The following is an 18,962-nucleotide window of genomic DNA, read 5'->3' on the forward strand; positions in this document are numbered from 1 at the left end:
GCGCCGAGCCGGAAGGGCGAACCGGCGGCCGAGCGTCTATCGTCTTCCCGCATGCGACTGGTCGAGAAATCGAAACGGGTCATAGAGGCGCACCTGAACAACACCAGTGTCCGGGCACTGTCGGGGTCGATGGTGGCGTACGAGGGCCAGGTGCAGTTCAAGTCGGCCGGGTTCGGCGGGGGCGAGGGCGTGCTGGCCGGACTGCGCCAGCGGGCCACCGGGGAGGGTCTGTCGCTGATGGAGTGCAGCGGCAATGGCGTGGTCTATCTCGCCCACCAGGGGCAGGACGTCACGGTGCTCGAGTTGAACAACGAGACACTGCAGGTCGAATCGGAGCAACTGCTCGCCCTGAACGGCAACCTCGGCACGAACGTCACGTTCGCCGGGGTGCGCGGCAACATGAGCGGCCAGGGCCTGTTCACCACGACGGTCACCGGCAGCGGGCAAGTGGCGCTGCTCTCGGCCGGCGGTCCACTGATCCACCTCGAGGTCTCCCCGCAGTATCCGCTCGTCGTCGACCCGGACGCGTTCGTGTGCGCGAAGGGACAGCTGAGCCAGTCGTTCGTCACCGACGTCTCGTGGCGCACGTTCGTCGGGCAGGGCAGCGGCGAGGCGTTCTCGCTGCGGTGGGACGGCATGGGCGTCGTGTCCATCCAGCCGGCGGAGCGGTGAGGGAGAGCATGTTCTCGAAGATCAACGGCAAGGTCGTCAAGGTCGATCTGAACCAGTCCGGTCCGGTCGTCGCCCGCCGCGGGGCGATGCTGTTCTATACGGGCATGGTGCAGTTCGCTCCGCATCAGGTGCCCGGCGCCGGCGGGATGCCGGGCATGGGCGGGATCGCCGGAATGGCGGGACGGATGATGCAGGGCGAGCACGAACGCACGATGCTCGCGCAGGGCAACGGCGTCGTCCACTACGGCTTCCGCGGCCTCGAGGTGCACGTGGTGGACCTGTCCGCCGGCGGTGACCTGCGGGTGGAGGCGTCGCGGCTGCTCGGCTACACCGCGAGCCTGCAGAGTTCGGTGGTGTCGATGTCGGCGCCGCCGGCGGGCGGTGGCGGCGGCGGGGGCGGCGGTTTCCTCGGCGCGCTGCGCAACGCCGCGACGGGCATGGTGACCGGCACCGGCATGTTCACCACCCAGCTGTCGGGGCGCGGCACCGCGGTGCTGCTCGGGCACGGCGGCTTCCTCGAACTGCAGGTGGGCGGTCCGGCCCCGGTCGTCGTCGACCCGCAGTCGTTCATCGCCGCGTCCGGACCGGTGCGGACGGAACTGAAGTCCGCCATGAGCTGGCGCAACGCCGGCCGCAGCGGCGGCGAGGGCCTTCAGCTCGAATGCACCGGTCAGGGCATCGTCTACGTGCAAGCGTCCGAGGAGAAACTGTGAGCGTCGTCCTCAATCCCTCTCATCTCGTCGGCAGCGACAACCTGCCCGGCAATCACTACGCCTTCTGCATCGACCTGCAGAGCCCGTGGTTCCTGTCCAAGGGCGCGATGATCGCCTACTACGGGCAGGTGCAGTTCACCTCGCTCACGCACGGACTGCAGGGGCAGCTGCTGCAGATGGTCGCGCATCAGTTCTCGGCGCCGCTGTACATGGGGGACTACGTCGTCGCCGAGGGGTACGGGAAGCTGATCATCGGCGACCGGGGCTACGACATCAACTCCTACGACCTCGACGACGGGAATCTGACCATCCGGGCCGCGAACCTGCTCGCGTTCGAGCCGGGATTGTCGCTGAACCAGTCGATCGTGCCCGGCTTCCTCACCCTGATCGGCACCGGCAAGTTCCTCGCCTCGTCGAACGGGCCGGTGATGTTCGCCGAGCCGCCCCTGCGGGTCGACCCCGAGGCGCTCGTCGGCTGGGCGGACTGCCCGTCGCCGAGCCACCACTACGACGAGGCGTGGGTGAACGGCTTCGTGGCTGCGGGGGCGCGCATGTTCGGCGTGCAGTCCGGGGAGGAACGGCAGTTCGACTTCACGGGCGCCGGGACCGTGCTCGTCCAGTCCAGCGAGAAGGTGATCGACGACAGCGCGGTCGTCCGGACCATCGAAGGACAGCTGCCCGGTCTGACCCCCGGGGGTCTGCAGCGGATCAACCAGGTGGTGGCGTCGCAGTTGCAGTCCCAGCAGCACTGAGCCGTCCCAGAAGCACTGAGTCGTCCCAGCAGCACTGGGCCCGGGCGCCCTGGGTCGGGACTGGGCACTTGCCCGGGGCGCCCGCCACCGAACTGTGACTACGCTCACAGGTAAGCCACACCTCATTGAGGTAAGGTTTGGTGAACCTAAGTAGTACGTCCAGGAGGGTCTCGATGATCGTCTGCAGCTGCCACGCTCTCTCGCACCGGCACATCGAGGCCCACATCGCTGCCGGCGCGCGCTGCACACGCGAGATCGGCGCGGCCTGCCGCGCGGGCACCGACTGCGGACGCTGCGTACGGAATATCTCGGCGATCGTTCGCGCATCCCGCGAGCGGGATGAGAGGATCGAACTCGAGACCGCCGTCTAGACCTGTACCCGGCGGTCGATCCGCGTTCGGTCCCCGGGAGGCGCCATGAAGGGCGACAAGAAGGTCATCGAGTACCTCAACGAGCAGCTCACCGCCGAGCTCACGGCGATCAACCAGTACTTCCTGCACTCGAAGATGCAGGACAACAACGGTTGGACGAAGCTCGCCGCGCACACCCGTGCCGAATCCTTCGAGGAGATGCGGCACGCCGAAACCCTCACCGACCGGATCCTGTTCCTCGAGGGCCTGCCCAACTACCAGCGCCTCGGCACGCTGCGGCTCGGCGAGACGGTCAAGGAGATGTTCGAGGCCGACCTGCAGGTCGAGATCGAGGCCCGCGACCGGCTCCGCAAGGGCGCCGAGTACATGCGCTCGGTCCACGACATCACCTCGGCCCGCATCTTCGAGGAGATCCTCGCGAACGAGGAAGAGCACATCGACTACCTGGAAACCCAGCTGGGCCTGCTCGAGCAGCTCGGCGAACCCCTCTACATCTCCGTGCACGTCTCACCGCCGGAGTGAGCGACAAGCGCGTCCCGATCGACAAGCAGACCCGCCCGGTGTACCGGGCGCAGATCGCGGTCGCCCAGGCGATACGCCAGGCCACGGCCGACGCCGGACTCGGGCGTCGGCTCGTGGAGCTGGTGAACATCCGCGTCTCGCAGATCAACGGCTGCGCCTACTGCCTGGACGTGCACGTCCGGGACGCCCTCCGCGAGGGCGAGACCACCCAGCGGCTGGCGGTGCTGCGGGCCTGGCGGGACACCGACCTGTTCACCGAGCAGGAGCAGGCCGCCCTCACCCTGGCCGAATCGATCACCGAGCTACCGGACAGCCGGGCCCAGGACCGGGACTACGCCTTCGCCCGCGCCCGGCTCACCGAGGACCAGCTCTCCGCGATCGCGTGGGTCGCCGTGGCCATGAACACGTTCAACCGGGTCTCGATCGTCAGCCGCCACCCCGTCCGTCCCCCGCAGGAGTAACGGCCGAACTGATTTCCCGAGCAACCATCCGGTTATCCTCGAGCAATGACGGAGACCCGGTGGCTCAGCGACGACGAGCAGCGCACCTGGCGCGCCTACCTCGACAGCACCCGCCTGCTGATGAATGCCCTGGACCGGCAGCTCACCCGGGACTCCGGCATGTCCCTCACCGACTACGAGCTGCTGGTCGCGCTCTCGGAGGCCCCCGGCCGGCGGCTGCGCATGCGGGCGCTCGCCGACGCCGTCGTCACCACCCGCAGCGGCGTCACCCGCGCGATCAGCCGCCTCGTCGACGCCGGGTGGGTCCGGCGCGTCGAATGCGACGAGGACAAGCGCGGCATGCTGGCCGAACTCACCGACGCCGGGGCCGCGAAGCTGGCCCAGGCCAGTCCCGGGCACGTCGAGGCCGTACGCTCCTACGTGTTCGACCTGCTCGGTCCCCGGGACGTGACCCGCTTCGGGGACACGTACACCGCGATGCGCACGCACCTGCTCGAGAACACCTGAACAGCCGGAGGAATGCCATGAGCGACCCGTCCGTCGTCGCCGTCCACAATCCGCAGCGCCAGCGTTACGAACTGCGCGACGGCGACACCGTCGTCGGCTACACCCAGTACCACCCCGACGGCGACGTCCAGCTCGTGTTCGACCACACCGAGGTCGACAACGCCTACTCGGGCCGGGGCCTGTCGAGCACGCTGGTGCGGTTCGCGCTCGACGACGTCCGCGCCCGCGGAAAGCGCGTCGTGGCGATCTGCCCGTTCGTCGACGGCTTCATCGACAAGCATCCCGAATACAAGGATCTCGCCGACTGAGACCCGCCGCCGGGCACCACCGCATGCCGCCCCCACCGGACGTCACCGCCGTCGCCGCCACCCTGCGACGGGCGGGGTGCGTGTTCGCGGAGGACGAGGCGCGGCTGCTGATCGACGCCGCCCGGACGCCCGGCGACCTCGCCGACTCGGTGCGCCGGCGCGCCGCCGGCGAACCGCTCGAGCACGTTCTCGGCTGGACCGAGTTCCGCGGCCTGCGCATCCACGTGACCCCCGGGGTCTTCGTCCCCCGCCGGCGCAGCGAGTTCCTCGTCGAGTGCGCCGTCGCGCTTGCCGCGCCGGGCGTCGTCGTCGACCTGTGCTGCGGATCCGGGGCGCTCGGTGCCGCGGTGGCGGCGGCCGTCGCCGACGTGGAACTGCATGCGACGGACCTCGATCCGGCGGCGGTGGAGTGCGCGGGCCGCAACCTCGCCGCGTTCGGCGGCCACGTGTACGAGGGCGACCTCTACGACCCGCTGCCCGCGGGACTGCGCGGGCGCGTCCACCTCCTGCTCGCCAACGTGCCGTACGTCCCGACCGCGGACCTGGCGCTCCTGCCGGCCGACGCCCGGGAGCACGAAGCCCGCATCGCCCTCGACGGCGGTGCCGACGGCCTCGACGTGCTGCGCCGGGTGGCAGCGGCGGCCGGACGATGGCTCGCGCCGGGCGGACATCTGCTGGTCGAGTCGAGCACGCAGCAGGCCGACGGGATCGCCGCGTGCTTCGACCGGAACGGGCTGACCCCGCAGGTGGCACACAGCGACGACGACTTCGCGACCGTCGTCGTCGGCACCGCGCCGCGCTGAGCGCGGTTCAGCCGGCGCGCACAGCGCGGTTCAGACGGCGCGCACGGCGCGGTTCAGACGGCGCGCACGGCGCGGTTCAGCCGGCGCGCACGGCGCGGTGCCGGCGCACGGCGTCGCGGTTCGCGCACCGCGGCGAACAGTACCGCTGCCGCCCGTTACGGGAGGTGTCCGCGTAGACGTCGTCGCACTCGTCGAGGGCGCAGCGGCCGAGTCGGTGCATGCCCCGGCCCACCAGGTGCAGGGCCGTACCGACAGAGATCAGCGCCTCGAGCACCCCGGCGAGCGAATGCTGATCGTCCCGGTAGTGCAGGTGCCAGCCGTCCCCCGCGTGATTCGTCATCCGCGGATACGCCGAAGCGGCGGCCAGCATCTCGTTGACGAGCGCGGCACGCTCGGCGTCACCGGTCGCGTCGACGATCCCGCACCAGCGTTCGAGCATCGCCTCGACGTCGCGCAGGTCGCCGGCACCGACGGGAAAGTCGATCACCAGGCCCGCCTCGAGGCAGCGGCGCACCAGCGCGTCGACTGTCGCGGGTGGGTCGTTCACCAGCTCCGCGGCGAGGCGCACGGCATACTCGCCGTAAGGGTTGAGATGCACAATGTCATTACACCACGCTGGTGGCATGCCGACATCCCACAGCCACCACTGGACCGAGGTCTCCCGCCACCCGACGAGCGAAGGCGTGGTGCGGTATCAGCGCTGCGCATGTGGCCGCTGGCGCCTGGTCTCGACACCCCTCCGCCCCGATCCGATCGGCGTGTCGGCGACGGTCCCGGTGACGCGCCGAGCGTGAAACCCGACGCCTCGCGGAGGACAATCGCCTCCATGACCGAGCGCAAGCGGCCGGACATCACCTTCGAGTCGTGGATCGAACGCCAGATCCGCGTCGCGCAGGAGCGGGGCGACTTCGACAACCTGCGTGGCGCGGGCAAGCCGATTCCGCATCGCAGCGACGACGAGCTGTGGTGGGTCAAGGACTACCTGCGCCGGGAAGGGCTCTCGACCGAGGCCCTGCTGCCGCCCCCGCTGCAGCTGCGCAAGGAGGTCGAGCGGTTGCGCGACACCGTGCGCGACGTGCCCTCCGAGCCGGCGGTGCGGCAGATCGTCCGGGAGCTGAACCGGCGGATCGTGGACTGCCTGCGCGCACCGAGCGGTCCCCTGGTTCCCGTTCATCGGGTCGATCCGGAAGCGGTCGTCCGCCAGTGGGCCGCGGACCGGGCGGAGCTGCGGTCGACACGCGCCGAGCGGGCCGCGGCGGCGGCCGCAGCGTTGCGCGAGTACACCGCCGAGCCGCCGCGTCGACGCTGGTGGCACCGCGTCGTCAGGTTCCGGCCCGCCGGAACCTGACGACGCGCGGGACGGCCTTCGTCGGTGCCGCACGGCCGCGCACTTCGCAGCCGTACGCGACAGCGGTCGTCGGTGCGTTCGTCGATTCGTGTCGCGGGTACGAGTCCCGATCCCGGCACGTTGCCAGCAGACTGCCAGGAACGTCCCAAGATCCCTCGAGAGTCACCGGCTGTACTGGTCTCGTTCGCATCGCGTTCACCGCAGCGCAGTTCTTCGACGAGAGGCCGGGTTCCATGGGAATGTTCGACCGATTCCGCACGTCCACCCCGCAGGACATGCCCCCGACTGACGCCGTTCCCACCGCACCGACGGGCTACCGGCAGACCGCCGGTAGCCTGCATGCCTTCAACCGCTACGAGATCAAGTACTTCGTCGACGAACTGAAGGTTCCCGACCTGCGCCGGGAACTCACGGCACGGATGGACACCGATCCGTATTCTCCACACGGCGGGTACCCGGTCACCTCGCTCTACTACGACACGCCGGACCTGCGGTTCTACTGGGAGAAGATCGAAGGCCTGAGATTCCGGCGAAAACTGCGGATGCGTCTGTACGGCAACCCTTCCGAATGCACCCACGACACGCCGGTGCACATCGAGATCAAGCAGCGCGTCAACCGGGTCACCCAGAAGCGGGGCATCGCGATGCCGTACGGGACGGCGCAGCGCTGGCTCGACGGACGGCAGGAGGTCGGCTGTGATCCCCCGCAGCGTCCGTTCGTCCACGAGGTGACGACGTTGATCGGCAATCTCGACCTGCGACCGATCGTGACCACGGGATATCTGCGGGAGGCGTTCGTCGGCCGCGAGGCCGACCTCGGTCTCCGAGTGACGATCGACCACAAGGTGCACGGCCGCGACCGCGATTTCGGCTTCGCGTCGGGAGCGCAGAACCGGTTCGTCGTGCCGCCGAAACTCGCGATCGTCGAACTCAAGGCCAACGAACGCGTTCCGTACTGGGCGACCGATCTCACTGCCCGCATGGACATGTCGGTCGTCCGCGTCTCGAAGTACTGCCAGTCCGTCGAGGCGTTCGGTCTCGCGCCCCGCTCCCGGTTCGGCGCTCCCGAACTCGTTCTGCCGCAAGGCTTCGACGGCCGTGCGCCGACCGGCCTCCTCGAAACCACGACGACGGTGCCCTGACCTGCCGCCCTGTTCCCGTCCCTACACCGAACCAGGACTCTCATGAATTTCGACCTGCAAGACCTCAGCGGGACGTTCACCACGTTCGACATCATCGTGTCGCTGTCACTGTCGTTCGTCCTCGCCTCGATCATCGGCTGGGTCTACCGGCACACCCACAAGAACGTCTCCTACAGCCAGTCCTACGTGCAGACCCTGGTACTGGTCGGCATGGTGATCGCGCTGATCATGCTGGTCGTCGGCTCCAACATCGCCCGCGCGTTCGCACTCGTCGGCGCCCTGTCGGTGGTTCGGTTCCGCAACGCCATCAAGGAAACTCGCGATGTGGGCTTCATCTTCCTGGTGATGGCCGTCGGCATGACCACCGGCACCCGCTTCTACCTGCTGGCGATCGCCGCGACGATCGCGATCTGCCTGGTGCTGCTGATCATGAGCAAGTTCAACTGGTTCGAGCTCGACGTCCGGCGCCAGGTCGTCAAGGTGCAGGTACCGCCGGAGCAGCAGTACAGCGCGATGGTCGAAGACGAGCTCGTCCGGTACTGCACCGAGTTCGAGCTGGTCTCCACCGAATCCGTCCGCTCCGGGGCGCTGACCGAGTTGTACTACACCGCGCAGCTGAAGAAGGACGCGAAGCCGAACGAGCTGATCTCGGCCCTGAGCGCGGTCAACACCGGTCAGCGGGTGACGGTCCTGACCGGCTACGACCAGACGGACATCTGATGGGCGGGACGCCGACCGGCGGACAGCCGCCACCGCGACGACGGCTCCGGCACCGGATCCCGGTGTCGTTACGACAGCACTGGAAACTTCTGGCGGTGTTCGTCGCGTTCGTGACGATCCTGGCGACCGTGTTCGGGGCGACCCGCATCCGGCCGTACCTCACCGGCGACCCGACGATCATCGCCTCGGAGATCACCGACAACATCACCGGCACGGTGGACCTGTTCGACGCCTCTGTCCCGCACGAACTCTCGGTCGAGATCACCGACGCGGAGTACGACGAGATGATCACCGCCTTCCAGAGCACCGGCGAGAAGAAGTGGGTCACCGCCGACGTCACCCTCGACGGCACGCTGATCACCGACGTCTCGGTGCGATTGAAGGGCAACTCCACCCTGATGGGATTGCGCGGCACCGGTACTCGCGTCGGCGGTCAGGGCGTCGCACCACCGGCGGGGCTGGAGCTGCCCGAAGGATTCGAGCCGCCGGCCACGGGCGGCATGTCGCAGGCGACCGCGGACGATCCGACGTCGCTGCCGCTGCTCGTCAGCTTCGACGAGAACGCCGACGGCCGCGCCTACCAGGGCATGACCGAGATCTCGGTGCGCCCCGGTTCGCCCGTGCTCAACGAGGCGATGGCCTTGTCGCTGACCGCGGAGACCGAGCAGCCGACACAGCGTTACGCGTACACGGTCTATTCGGTCAACGGCAGCGCCACAACCACGCGCCTGCTGCTCGAACATCCCGACGACACCTATGCGAACTCCCTGTTCGACTCCGAAGGCTATCTGTACAAGGCGGATGCGTCGTCGCGGTTCGAGTATGTCGGCGACGACCAGTCGGACTACGCCGACCAGTTCGAGCAGATCAACGCGGTCGGGACGGGGAACCTGCAGCCGATCGTCCGCTTCCTGGAGTGGCTGGATTCGGCGGGCGACGAGGAGTTCGACGCACACCTGTCGGAGTGGGTGGACGTGGACTCGTTCGCGCGGTACGTCACCACACAGAATCTGCTCGTCAACGGCGACGACATGAGCGGGCCGGGCCAGAACTACTACCTCTGGTACGACCTCGGGACGGGCAGGCTCTCCGTCGTGTCGTGGGACCTGAACCTGGCCATGCAAGGTGACGCCACGACCGGCCCGCACGACACCGTCTCGATGGGCCCCGGAGCGAGGGGCGGCGCCGGGCAGGACGGCCGCGGTACCCCACCCGCCGGCGTCGGCGCGGTGGCTCAGCCGCGCGCGATGCCCTCGGACGCAGCCGCGCCCCCGGGAGATGGCCGGATGCAGTCCGGCAATGCGCTGAAGACACGGTTTCTCGGATCCGATGCCTTCACCGGCGTCTACGAGGACGCCTACCGGGAACTGTACGACCAGATGTACGGCAGCGGACGCGCCCTCGAGATGCTCGACACCCTCGTCGCGACCGTTCCGGTGAGCGACGGGCTCCCGGCCGATTCCCTGCGATCGAGTGCGGACTCGATGCGGTCCTGGATCGAGCAGCGCACCGCTGCGCTCGCGGAGCTGCGTGACTGCTGAGCTGCGTGAGTGGGGACCGGCCGAGGCATGAGAGGCGGGCCGCGCGGTGCGGCCCGGTTTCACAGCCGGACCTCAGGAAGGTCTCAGCGGCGGCCCAGTCCGTGCCGGCATTCTGGAGACGGCAGAATCGATCGCGAACCTGTTCGCGGGGAAAGGAATCGTCATAGCCGCTTCAGCTCCGACGGTCTCCCGCCTGGCACATCCGTCCGGGCGCGACACCGGTGCCGTCTTCCTGATGGTCGGTGGCATTCCCGGAGCGGGTAAGAGCACCCTGCTTCGCCGGATCGAGCACGACATCCCGGGTCTGACCGTTCTCGATCCCGAACGCCGTGCCGAAGGCCTCGCCGCCGCGCTTCCGCCGGACCTGCCGTATCGCCGGTATCGGCCACTCGTCCATCTCATGCACACCCTCGACGTGGTGCGCACTCTCCTGGCCGGACCGCACCGGAGCGAAGGGCCTGTGGCCGTTCACGACACCGCCACACGCAGCCGCCGACGCGACTGGACGGCTCGCCTGGCGCGGCGGCGAGGCTGGACGCCGGTGCTCGTCTTCCTCGACGTACCCCGCGATGTCGCGCAAGCCGGGCAGCACGCTCGCGGGCGCGTTGTGAACGAGTCGTCGTTCGCGCGGCACTGGCATCGATGGACCGTTCTGCGATCGCACCTCACCGACGAGGACGACACCACGGCCGGGAGCCCGTGGGACCAGGTCGTCGTCACCACCCGCGACAATGCGAAGAGCCGAGTGTTCGACGTGCTGACACAGGACGGAACGGACCCCTGCGCGCTCGGCGGCGGATCTCCGGTACCGCAGTGACATCGACACCCCGGTGACCGGTGTCTCCGACGCCTGCCGGGTTCGCCGCAGACGCAGTTCCCAGCAGATCCACGACGCACTCCCATGGACGCCGGGCGAACGTCCGGTTGTGTGGGTGCGTGGACGGACGCGATGCGTCATGTCACAGCAAGGAAAGGCACGACTCGATGACAGCTCCTGTGAACGACGGGCCTCCGTCCGACTCCCTACGATCGAGTGCGGACACGACGCGGCCCTGGATCGAGCAGCGCACCGCTGCGCTCGACCCCGGGAATCCTGATGCCGTGCGGTCGGATCCACGGAACGCAGCACCGGTCGGAGACGTTCCCGACGTACCGTGGGGACCGGAGGCTCCCGAAACCCACGCACGGCGCCGCTACGAGCGGCGTCGCATCGATGCGCTGCTGGACGTCCTGACCGACAGGCAACGCGACATCCTGCATCTGCGGGTCGTCCACGGCATGTCGACGGCGGAAACCGCCGCCGTCCTGCACATCACGCCCGGCGCGGTCCGGCTCGGACAGCACCGCGCACTGTCTCGGCTGCGCGTCGCCCTGACCCGGCCTGCGGATGAGCCGATCACCTGCCGAGGCACGGCGGTTCCGCTCGATGCCCGGCGCCGCGACGCGACCCGGCCTGCGTGCCGCCGGCCGTTCGGTGTGCGGTGCCGAGCGTGCACGTCCCGTCGTTGTCCCGACCGGGGTGTACCGGACCGTATGTGTGCTTCATGTTCCCCAACGGGTGATCCGGACGCTCGGACGGGCGGGGTGGCAGAGACAGGGGGACAAGATCCGCGTCGCGGAGGACTGGGTGTCGGCCCGGAGGAGACCGCGCGACCGTGTCCGTCTCCACCGGACGGGGATGCGACTACTCTTCGTCGGAGATCGATGATCGGCGATCCGAGGGGTGGCTCATGGCAGGTGCGATCGGGCAGTCCCTGCCGATTGCGGTCGGCCTGCTGCTGGCGGCGATGCCGATAGTGATGCTGTCGGTGCTCTTGGTCACCAAGCGGCCGCTGCGCGTCTCCTATGCCTTCGTCGGCGGCTGGTTCGCGGGTCTGCTCGTGGTGGGCGCCGTGGTCATCGCGGTGGCGGATGTGATCATGCTGTCTGACGAGCCCACCTGGTGGGCCGCTGCTGCGAAACTCGTGCTGGGAGTCGTGCTGGTCCTCCTGGCCGTCCGGAAGTGGTACTCGCGGCCGCAGCCGGGAGAGGAATCCACCGTGCCCGGATGGATGGCGGCCGCCCAGACCATGACCGCTCGACGGGCTCTGGCTCTCGGGTTTCTGTTTGCGGCGGCGAATCCGAAGAACCTCGCCCTGGTTGCAGCCGGCGCGGTGGTGATCGCGGACGCGACTGCGCGCGTTCCCGAACAGATCGTGGCGCTGATCGTCTTCGCGGTCGTAGCCAGTCTGGGGGTGGCTGCCCCGCCCGCGGTGCGCGGCGTGTTCGCCGACCGTGCCGACCGGGCGCTCGCGGCCGCCGACGAGTGGATGACCCGCCAACACACGGTGATCATGGCGGCGGTTCTTCTGATCCTCGGCCTGATCCTGATCGGCAACGGGATCGCCGGGCTGTGAGTCGGACGGCGAAGGAGCTCGGCCGACGAATCTATCGGCAGTTATGGACAACTATGGAGAGGTTCAGATAAGTCGCCATAAGTCTCTATACTCGGTTCATGGACCTCGAGCTCAATCCGTTCAAGCCCGGCTCCGGTCTCCGGCCGCCGGCGCTCGAGGGACGCGACGAGCAGATCGGGGCGTTCGAACTCCTCGTCGCCCGCAGCAAGCGGCAGAACTACGACCGTGGACTCATCCTGTCGGGACTGCGGGGAGTCGGGAAGACGACCCTGCTCAACGCCCTCGTCGAGCACGCCGACCGGCAGGGTTGGCTGACGATCGCCCTCGAGGCGCGACCCAACGAGGCCGGGACCAGCGCCGTCCGCGCCAAGCTCTCCCAGGAGCTGACCGTCGGACTGCGCCGTTACAGCCGCAAGCACCGGATCCAGCATGCGATCGATCCGCTCATCGATCTCGCCCGGGGTTTCTCCCTCGGCCTCGGCCTCGGGCCGGCCACCGCGAGCTTCTCCCTCGACCAGCCCCCGGCGGCCAGCGGGGACATCGACCTCGACCTCGAGGAACTCGTCGAGGCGATCACCGCCGAACTGCGGCCGAGATCCAGTGCCTTCGGATTGTTCGTCGACGAGATGCAGGACCTCGACTCCGATCTGCTGTCGGCGCTGCTCGCCGTCCAGCACCGGGCGAGCCAGCGGGAATGGCCGTTCTTCCTCATCGGTGCCGGACTGCCCAATCTTCCCGCAGTCCTGGCCGGCAACCGCTCGTACGCGGAGCGCCAGTTCCTCTACAGCACCATCGGCCCCCTCTCGCCGACCGCCGCCGCCGACGCCCTGCGGATCCCGGTGCGTCGCCAGGGCGGGGACTTCACCGACGACGCCCTCGCCGTGCTCGTCCAGGCCAGCGGGGGCTATCCGTACTTCCTGCAGGAGTTCGGGAAGGCGATCTGGAACGTCGCTCCGCACAGCCCCTTCCAGCTCGAGGATGCCGAGCTCGCCGTCGAGGTGGGCCGCCGTCACCTCGACGAGGGATTCTTCCCGTCGCGCTGGAACCGGGCCACCGACCGTGAGCGCCGCTACCTCGCCGCGCTCGCCGCCGCCGGTGAGGAGGCACCGCGGTCCGGAAAGGTCGCCCAGCTGATGGGCTCGACGGCCACCGGCGTCAGCGACGTCCGCAACTCGGCCATCCGCAAGGGCCTGATCTGGGCGCCGGAACACGGTCGCATCGCCTTCACCGTCCCGGGCATGGCCGACTTCATCCGCCGTCAGCCGGCGGAGTAACCGGGTCAGCGGCCCCGCTCGGCCACCATCCGGTCCACGGCGCGCACGCTGAGCACCTGGTCGAGAGCCATGGAGGCGCAACCGATCATCCCGGAGCGATCGCCGTGCGACCAGGGCAGGATCTGCAGGGCGCGGGTGGCCACGGACACCGCATCGCGATAGAGGGTCTCGCGCAGTCCGGCGACGAACACGTCGTAGGCCTCGGCCATGTCACCGCCGACGACGAGCACCGCCGGGTCGAGGAGGTTGACGGCCCCGGCGATCACCTCGCCGATCCGCCGGCCGCTGTCGCGAATCATGCGGCGCGCCTCCGCATCCCCGCCGACGGCGAGGGCCACGACGTCGCGGATGTGGGTCACGTCCCGGCCCTGCTCCTGCAGGTCACGGACCAGCGCCCAGCCCCCGGCGATCGCCTCGACGCAGCCGACGTCGCCGCAGCGGCACAGGACGCCCTGCGCCGCAGCGGTCTTGGTGTGCCCGATCTCGCCGGCCGCGCCCACCGCGCCGCGCTGCAGCACACCGCCCGACACGATGCCCGCCCCGAGACCCGTGGACGCCTTGATGAGGAGCATGTCGTCGAATTTTCTTCGCTCGCCCAGCCTTTCGGCGAGGACCATGACGTTCGCGTCGTTGTCGACGAACACCGGCGCGCCGCCGAGGTCCGCGAGGAAGGGCTGCAATTCGACGCCGTCCCAGCCGGCCATCATCGGCGAATCCAGGCTGCAGCCGCGGGCCGTGTCCACGGTGCCCGGCAGACTCACCCCGATGCCGACGGTGCGGGGCGCGCCGGGACCGAGCGCGGCGCGCAGGTCGGCGAGGTGCGCGGCGACCTTCGGCATCAGCTCCCCCGGGCTCGCCCCGATCTCCTGCTCGAGGTCCTCGGTGCGGAGCAGGTCCCCGGCGAGATCGCAGACGGCGAGCTGGGTGCGGCTGCGGCCGATCGCGACGACGAGCACGATGCCCGCCCCCGCCCCGAAGGTGAGGGTGAGGGGTGGGCGTCCGCCGGTCGAGGGCCCCTCCTCCGTTTCGACGACGAGGCCGAGGTCCTGCAACGCCGCGACCCGGGCGGCGACGGCGGTGCGGGAGAGCCCGGTGTGGTGCCCGATCTCGCTTCGGGTGGTCGCGGCGCCGGCGCGGACGAGGGCGAAGACCTCGCCCGCTGTGGCGGGCGCGCTGGAGGATCGGCTCATACCGCCATTGAACCAAGGAAGCGCACCCGAGAGGGCCCGGTGCCGCACCCGGGAGCCGCACCGCACCGGACTTTGTTCTTAGAAATGCGTAAGTTTGTTGTTTCAGTGCGGAAGATGCTCTACGGTTGCGAGTGACAGCCCTCACCCCCTCATTCGGGAGGACACGCCATGTCACCCGCCGCCCCCTGTACCGTCGTCGTCTTCGGCGGCACCGGCGATCTCGCCGTCCGTAAGCTCCTGCCCGCCCTCTACCTGCGGGATCGGGACGGCCAGCTGCCGCCCCGCAGCCGGATCGTCGGCGCCGCACGCGCCGGCCTCGACACCGACGGCTACCGCGACAAGGTCCGCGGCGAGCTCGCGCGCTTCGTGCCCGCGCCCCTGCTGGACGCCGGCACCCTCACCCGGTTCCTGGACCGCCTCGACTACGTGAGCCTCGACTTCGCAGGCGGGGACGACTGGTCCGCCCTGCACGACGTCCTGCCCCCGGACTCCGTGCGCGTGTTCTACCTCGCCTGCGCCCCTTCGCTGTTCGGGCCGATCTCCCATCACCTCGCCCGGCACGGACTCGTCGAACCGACCTCCCGGGTGGTGCTCGAGAAGCCCATCGGCCACGACCTCGCCTCCGCCCACGCGATCAACGACGCGGTCGGCGAGGTGTTCGACGAGTCGCAGATCTTCCGCATCGATCACTACCTCGGCAAGGAGAGCGTCCAGAACCTGCTGGTCACCCGGTTCGCCAACACCCTGCTCGAGCCGCTGTGGAACTCGACGTGGATCGACCACGTGCAGATCACCGTCTCCGAATCCCTCGGGGTGGGCACCCGCGGCGGCTACTACGACACCTCCGGGGCCCTGCGCGACATGCTGCAGAACCACCTGCTGCAGGTGCTGTGCCTGGTGGCGATGGAACCGCCGACGGTCGTCGACCGCGAGACGGTGCGCGACGAGAAGCTCAAGGTGCTGCAGGCACTGCGGCCGATGACGGCCGAGGACGTCGAAAGATTCACCGTCACCGGGCAATACGGACCCGGACTGGTCGACGGTGGTGCCGTTCCCGGCTATCGCGACGAGGTCGAGAACCCGGACAGCCGCACCGAGACCTTCGTCGCGGTGCGCGCGGAGGTGCGCAACTGGCGCTGGGCCGGCGTGCCGTTCTACCTGCGCACCGGCAAGCGACTCGAGAAGCGCAGCTCCGAGATCGTGGTGCAGTTCAAGGACGTTCCGCACCCGATGTTTCCCCGCGCCGAGGGCGCCACCGAACCCAATCGCCTGGTGATCCGGCTGCAGCCCGACGAGGGCATCTGCCTGCACATGACCGCCAAGGAACCCGGACCCGGCGGGATCCGCCTGCGCCCGGTCTCACTGGATCTGAACTACGTCGACGCGTTCGACCGGCCCTCCCCCGACGCGTACGAGCGGCTGCTGATGGACGTGGTGCGGGGCGACCCGACCCTGTTCATGCGGCGCGACGAGGTCGAGACCGCATGGGCGTGGGTCGAACCGATCCTGCAGACCTGGGACCGCACCGGTCGGATGCCGCGCCGCTACCCGGCGGGAACGTCCGGCCCCACCGACGCGACCACCCTCATCGAGCGCGACGGACGCGCCTGGTACGAAGGAACTTCCGTATGAGCCATCCCGTTCTGGACCGGGTCACCGACCGCATCGTCCGGCGCAGCCGCGCCGAGCGCGGCGCCTACCTCGAGCGGCTGCGTGCCGCCGCCGACAAGGGCCCCGCCCGCGGGCGTCTCGCGTGCGCCAACCTGGCCCACGGATTCGCCGCCGCCGAACCTGCCGACAAGTCCGCCCTGCGCGGGCTGGTGAAGCCGAACATCGCGATCGTCTCCTCCTACAACGACATGCTCTCGGCGCACCGGCCTTTCGAGGACTACCCGGCGCGGCTGAAGGCGGCGGTCCTCGAGGCGGGCGGCATCGCGCAGTTCGCCGGTGGCGTCCCGGCCATGTGCGACGGCATCACCCAGGGCCGCGACGGCATGCAGCTGTCGCTGTTCAGCCGCGACGTCATCGCAATGTCCACCGCAATCGCGTTGTCGCACGACATGTTCGACGGAGCCCTCATGCTCGGTGTCTGCGACAAGATCGTCCCCGGCATGCTGATCGGCGCGCTCGGCTTCGGGCACCTGCCGACGGTGTTCGTCCCGGCCGGGCCGATGACGTCGGGGTTGCCCAACGGCGAGAAGGCCCGGGTGCGGCAACTCTACGCGGAGGGCCGCGCCGGCCGCGAAGACCTGCTCGAGGCCGAGGCCGCCTCCTATCACGGCGCCGGCACGTGCACGTTCTTCGGCACCGCCAACTCCAATCAGCTGCTGATGGAGGTGATGGGCCTGCACCTGCCCGGCGCGAGTTTCGTCAATCCCGGCACCGAACTGCGGGACGCGCTCACCGCCGAGGCCGCGCGCCGCGTCACCGGCCTGACCGCCCTCGGCTCCGATTTCACCCCGGTCGGTGAGGTCGTCGACGAGCGGGCCGTCGTCAACGGCTGCGTCGCACTGCTCGCCACCGGCGGCTCCACCAACCACACGATGCACCTGGTGGCGATCGCCCGGGCCGCCGGGATCACCCTCACGTGGCGCGACTTGGCGGACCTGTCGGCCGTCGTGCCGCTGCTCGCCCGGATCTACCCCAACGGCGCGGCCGACGTGAACCACTTCCACGCCGCCGGCGGGCTCGGTGTCGTGGTCTCGGACCTGCTCTCGGCGGGCCTGCTGCACGACGACGTCACCACCGTCGCCGGGCCGGGGCTGCACCGGTACACGCAGGAACCGCGGCTGCGCGACGGGACGCTGCGGTGGGAAGCCGGGCCGTCCGAGAGCCTGGACCGCACCGTGCTGCGCGGCGTCGCGGATCCGTTCGCCGTCGACGGCGGACTCAAGGTGCTCGACGGCAACCTGGGCGAGGCCGTACTCAAGGTGTCCGCGGTCGCCCCGGAGCACCACGTCGTCACCGCTCCGGCCCGGGTGTTCGACGACCAGGCCGACTTCCTCGCGGCGTTCGAGGCCGGCGAACTCGACTGCGACGTCGTGGCCGTGCTGCGCTACCAGGGCCCGCGCGCGAACGGGATGCCCGAGCTGCACAAGCTCACCCCCGCGCTGGGGGTGCTGCAGGATCGGGGACGCCGGGTCGCGCTGGTGACCGACGGCCGGATGTCGGGCGCGTCCGGCAAGGTTCCCGCCGCCATCCACGTCACGCCCGAGGCCGCGGCCGGGGGTCCGCTCGCCCGCGTCCGCGACGGCGACACGATCACCGTCGACGCCGTCGCCGGCTCGCTGTGTGTGCACCTGTCCGACGCCACGCTCGCCGGCCGCGCGGCGACCGGTCACGCCCCCACCGACGACGCCTGGACCGGCACGGGCCGTGAGCTGTTCGCGGGCCTGCGGGCCACCGTGGGCCCGGCCACCCACGGCGCCAGCGTCTTTCAATCCGACTTCGCGTGAAGGAGACCCCGATGAGCCTGCTGGACGTGACCCCCGTCGTGCCCGTCGTCGTGATCGACGATGCCGCCGACGCCGTCCCGATCGCCCGGGCCCTCGCCGACGGCGGCGTGCCCATGATCGAGCTGACCCTGCGCACCCCGTGCGCCCTCGAGGCGATCGAGCGGATCGCTGACGAGGTCCCCGACATCACCGTCGGTGCCGGCACGATCGTCGAACCCGGCCAGGCCGCGCAGGCCGCGGCGGCCGGTGCGCGCTTCCTGGTGTCGCCGGGCGCGACGGAGTCGCTGCTGAAGGCCATGACCGACACCGGGCTGCCGCACCTGCCGGGGGCGGCGACCGTCTCGGAGGTACTGCTGCTGCTCGAACGCGGCTACCGCGAGATGAAATTCTTTCCCGCGGAGGCCGCAGGCGGCACCCGGTTCCTCGCGTCCGTCCACTCCCCCGTGCCGGCGGCCCGGTTCTGCCCCACCGGCGGAATCTCGGTCGCGACGGCCCCCGACTACCTCGCGCTGCCCAATGTGGGCTGCGTGGGGGGCTCGTGGCTCACCCCCGCCGATGCGGTGCAGACCCGGGACTGGGCCCGGATCACCCGCCTCGCGCAGGTGACCACGGGACTGCGCCGGGCCGAGGCGTAGGCGAACCGGACTCGCCTCCGCCCCGCTCGGATGCGGCGGGGGCGAGTCCTCGACGTCACCGCATCCGCGCGCCCGATCGTCGTACGCGACCGTCGCGACGCGCGCGTACGACCGGGCCGGTCGCGGATGTTCCCGGCCGTCCGGAACGAGCG

At 69.8% G+C, this 18,962-nt stretch carries 23 protein-coding genes; 21 read left to right on the forward strand and 2 right to left on the reverse strand.

Annotated features, from left to right (window positions below):
* Positions 1-51 precede the first annotated feature (51 nt).
* The 9 genes from ACWPQI_RS23615 to ACWPQI_RS23655 all read left to right on the forward strand — a co-directional run bounded on the left by ACWPQI_RS23615 (position 52) and on the right by ACWPQI_RS23655 (position 5,109).
* On the forward strand, positions 52-672 hold the full coding sequence (locus ACWPQI_RS23615; protein ID WP_003938727.1) for an AIM24 family protein: 621 nt from the start codon (positions 52-54) through the stop codon (positions 670-672).
* Positions 673-680: 8 nt separating this feature from the next.
* The gene (locus ACWPQI_RS23620) at positions 681-1,385 is read left to right on the forward strand and encodes an AIM24 family protein (RefSeq protein WP_040269958.1); all 705 of its coding nucleotides are present in this window, start codon (positions 681-683) and stop codon (positions 1,383-1,385) included.
* On the forward strand, positions 1,334-2,137 hold the full coding sequence (locus ACWPQI_RS23625) for an AIM24 family protein (RefSeq protein ID WP_474738527.1): 804 nt from the start codon (positions 1,334-1,336) through the stop codon (positions 2,135-2,137). Before ACWPQI_RS23620 ends, ACWPQI_RS23625 begins: the two co-directional genes overlap by 52 nt.
* Positions 2,138-2,310: 173 nt before the next feature.
* A complete protein-coding gene (locus ACWPQI_RS23630; RefSeq protein WP_006944063.1) occupies positions 2,311-2,508 on the forward strand; it encodes a (2Fe-2S)-binding protein in 198 nt (65 codons plus the stop codon).
* 45 nt (positions 2,509-2,553) lie between these two features.
* Complete coding sequence (bfr, locus tag ACWPQI_RS23635) at positions 2,554-3,030, forward strand: bacterioferritin (protein ID WP_003938723.1); 477 nt, start codon at positions 2,554-2,556, stop codon at positions 3,028-3,030.
* Complete coding sequence (locus tag ACWPQI_RS23640) at positions 3,027-3,491, forward strand: carboxymuconolactone decarboxylase family protein (RefSeq protein WP_010594133.1); 465 nt, start codon at positions 3,027-3,029, stop codon at positions 3,489-3,491. Before bfr ends, ACWPQI_RS23640 begins: the two co-directional genes overlap by 4 nt.
* Positions 3,492-3,536: 45 nt before the next feature.
* Positions 3,537-3,998: a MarR family winged helix-turn-helix transcriptional regulator gene (locus ACWPQI_RS23645; protein ID WP_010594134.1), complete on the forward strand. Its 462-nt coding sequence runs from the start codon at positions 3,537-3,539 to the stop codon at positions 3,996-3,998.
* Positions 3,999-4,015: 17 nt separating this feature from the next.
* Positions 4,016-4,306: a GNAT family N-acetyltransferase gene (locus tag ACWPQI_RS23650; RefSeq protein ID WP_017680134.1), complete on the forward strand. Its 291-nt coding sequence runs from the start codon at positions 4,016-4,018 to the stop codon at positions 4,304-4,306.
* Positions 4,307-4,329: 23 nt separating this feature from the next.
* The gene (locus ACWPQI_RS23655) at positions 4,330-5,109 is read left to right on the forward strand and encodes a putative protein N(5)-glutamine methyltransferase (RefSeq protein WP_017680135.1); all 780 of its coding nucleotides are present in this window, start codon (positions 4,330-4,332) and stop codon (positions 5,107-5,109) included.
* A 76-nt stretch (positions 5,110-5,185) separates the two neighbouring features.
* Here the strand turns inward: ACWPQI_RS23655 and ACWPQI_RS23660 are convergent, their stop codons facing one another.
* The gene (locus tag ACWPQI_RS23660) at positions 5,186-5,707 is read right to left on the reverse strand and encodes a CGNR zinc finger domain-containing protein (RefSeq protein WP_010594137.1); all 522 of its coding nucleotides are present in this window, start codon (positions 5,705-5,707) and stop codon (positions 5,186-5,188) included.
* Positions 5,708-5,732: 25 nt separating this feature from the next.
* Between ACWPQI_RS23660 and ACWPQI_RS23665 the strand changes: the two genes are divergently transcribed.
* The 9 genes from ACWPQI_RS23665 to ACWPQI_RS23705 all read left to right on the forward strand — a co-directional run bounded on the left by ACWPQI_RS23665 (position 5,733) and on the right by ACWPQI_RS23705 (position 13,530).
* Positions 5,733-5,903: a hypothetical protein gene (locus tag ACWPQI_RS23665; RefSeq protein ID WP_162919342.1), complete on the forward strand. Its 171-nt coding sequence runs from the start codon at positions 5,733-5,735 to the stop codon at positions 5,901-5,903.
* Positions 5,904-5,935: 32 nt separating this feature from the next.
* Positions 5,936-6,457 carry a DnaJ family domain-containing protein gene (locus tag ACWPQI_RS23670; RefSeq protein ID WP_474738528.1) on the forward strand — a complete coding sequence of 174 codons (522 nt, stop codon included), beginning with the start codon at positions 5,936-5,938 and terminating at the stop codon, positions 6,455-6,457.
* 233 nt (positions 6,458-6,690) lie between these two features.
* A complete protein-coding gene (locus ACWPQI_RS23675; RefSeq protein WP_474738529.1) occupies positions 6,691-7,599 on the forward strand; it encodes a VTC domain-containing protein in 909 nt (302 codons plus the stop codon).
* Positions 7,600-7,641: 42 nt separating this feature from the next.
* Complete coding sequence (locus ACWPQI_RS23680; protein WP_048771337.1) at positions 7,642-8,319, forward strand: DUF4956 domain-containing protein; 678 nt, start codon at positions 7,642-7,644, stop codon at positions 8,317-8,319.
* Between the two features lie 95 nt (positions 8,320-8,414).
* On the forward strand, positions 8,415-9,860 hold the full coding sequence (locus ACWPQI_RS23685; RefSeq protein WP_048771335.1) for a CotH kinase family protein: 1,446 nt from the start codon (positions 8,415-8,417) through the stop codon (positions 9,858-9,860).
* A 235-nt stretch (positions 9,861-10,095) separates the two neighbouring features.
* Positions 10,096-10,677 carry a P-loop nucleotide/nucleoside kinase family protein gene (locus ACWPQI_RS23690; protein ID WP_048771333.1) on the forward strand — a complete coding sequence of 194 codons (582 nt, stop codon included), beginning with the start codon at positions 10,096-10,098 and terminating at the stop codon, positions 10,675-10,677.
* Positions 10,678-10,844: 167 nt separating this feature from the next.
* Entirely contained in the window at positions 10,845-11,657 is an 813-nt protein-coding gene (locus ACWPQI_RS23695) for a sigma-70 family RNA polymerase sigma factor (protein WP_235435225.1), read from the forward strand.
* Entirely contained in the window at positions 11,648-12,256 is a 609-nt protein-coding gene (locus tag ACWPQI_RS23700; RefSeq protein ID WP_474738863.1) for a GAP family protein, read from the forward strand. Before ACWPQI_RS23695 ends, ACWPQI_RS23700 begins: the two co-directional genes overlap by 10 nt.
* 98 nt (positions 12,257-12,354) lie before the next feature.
* A complete protein-coding gene (locus ACWPQI_RS23705) occupies positions 12,355-13,530 on the forward strand; it encodes an ATP-binding protein (RefSeq protein WP_010594146.1) in 1,176 nt (391 codons plus the stop codon).
* A gap of 5 nt (positions 13,531-13,535) precedes the next feature.
* Here the strand turns inward: ACWPQI_RS23705 and ACWPQI_RS23710 are convergent, their stop codons facing one another.
* Positions 13,536-14,720, reverse strand: coding sequence for an ROK family protein (locus ACWPQI_RS23710; RefSeq protein ID WP_010594147.1), 1,185 nt, complete (start codon positions 14,718-14,720; stop codon positions 13,536-13,538).
* 168 nt (positions 14,721-14,888) lie between these two features.
* On the opposite strand from ACWPQI_RS23710, the gene zwf reads away from it, so the two are divergent.
* Genes zwf through eda form a run of 3 tightly spaced genes read left to right on the forward strand, consistent with a single transcriptional unit; the run spans position 14,889 to position 18,810 of the window.
* Positions 14,889-16,352 (forward strand): glucose-6-phosphate dehydrogenase, encoded by a 1,464-nt coding sequence (gene zwf, locus ACWPQI_RS23715; protein ID WP_268965668.1) that lies wholly within the window; start codon positions 14,889-14,891, stop codon positions 16,350-16,352.
* The gene (gene edd / locus ACWPQI_RS23720; RefSeq protein WP_268965667.1) at positions 16,349-18,175 is read left to right on the forward strand and encodes a phosphogluconate dehydratase; all 1,827 of its coding nucleotides are present in this window, start codon (positions 16,349-16,351) and stop codon (positions 18,173-18,175) included. Before zwf ends, edd begins: the two co-directional genes overlap by 4 nt.
* Before the next feature lie 11 nt (positions 18,176-18,186).
* The gene (eda, locus tag ACWPQI_RS23725; protein WP_040269975.1) at positions 18,187-18,810 is read left to right on the forward strand and encodes a bifunctional 4-hydroxy-2-oxoglutarate aldolase/2-dehydro-3-deoxy-phosphogluconate aldolase; all 624 of its coding nucleotides are present in this window, start codon (positions 18,187-18,189) and stop codon (positions 18,808-18,810) included.
* Positions 18,811-18,962: the final 152 nt, after the last annotated feature.

It is taken from the genome of Rhodococcus sp. LMD, assembly GCF_056108245.1.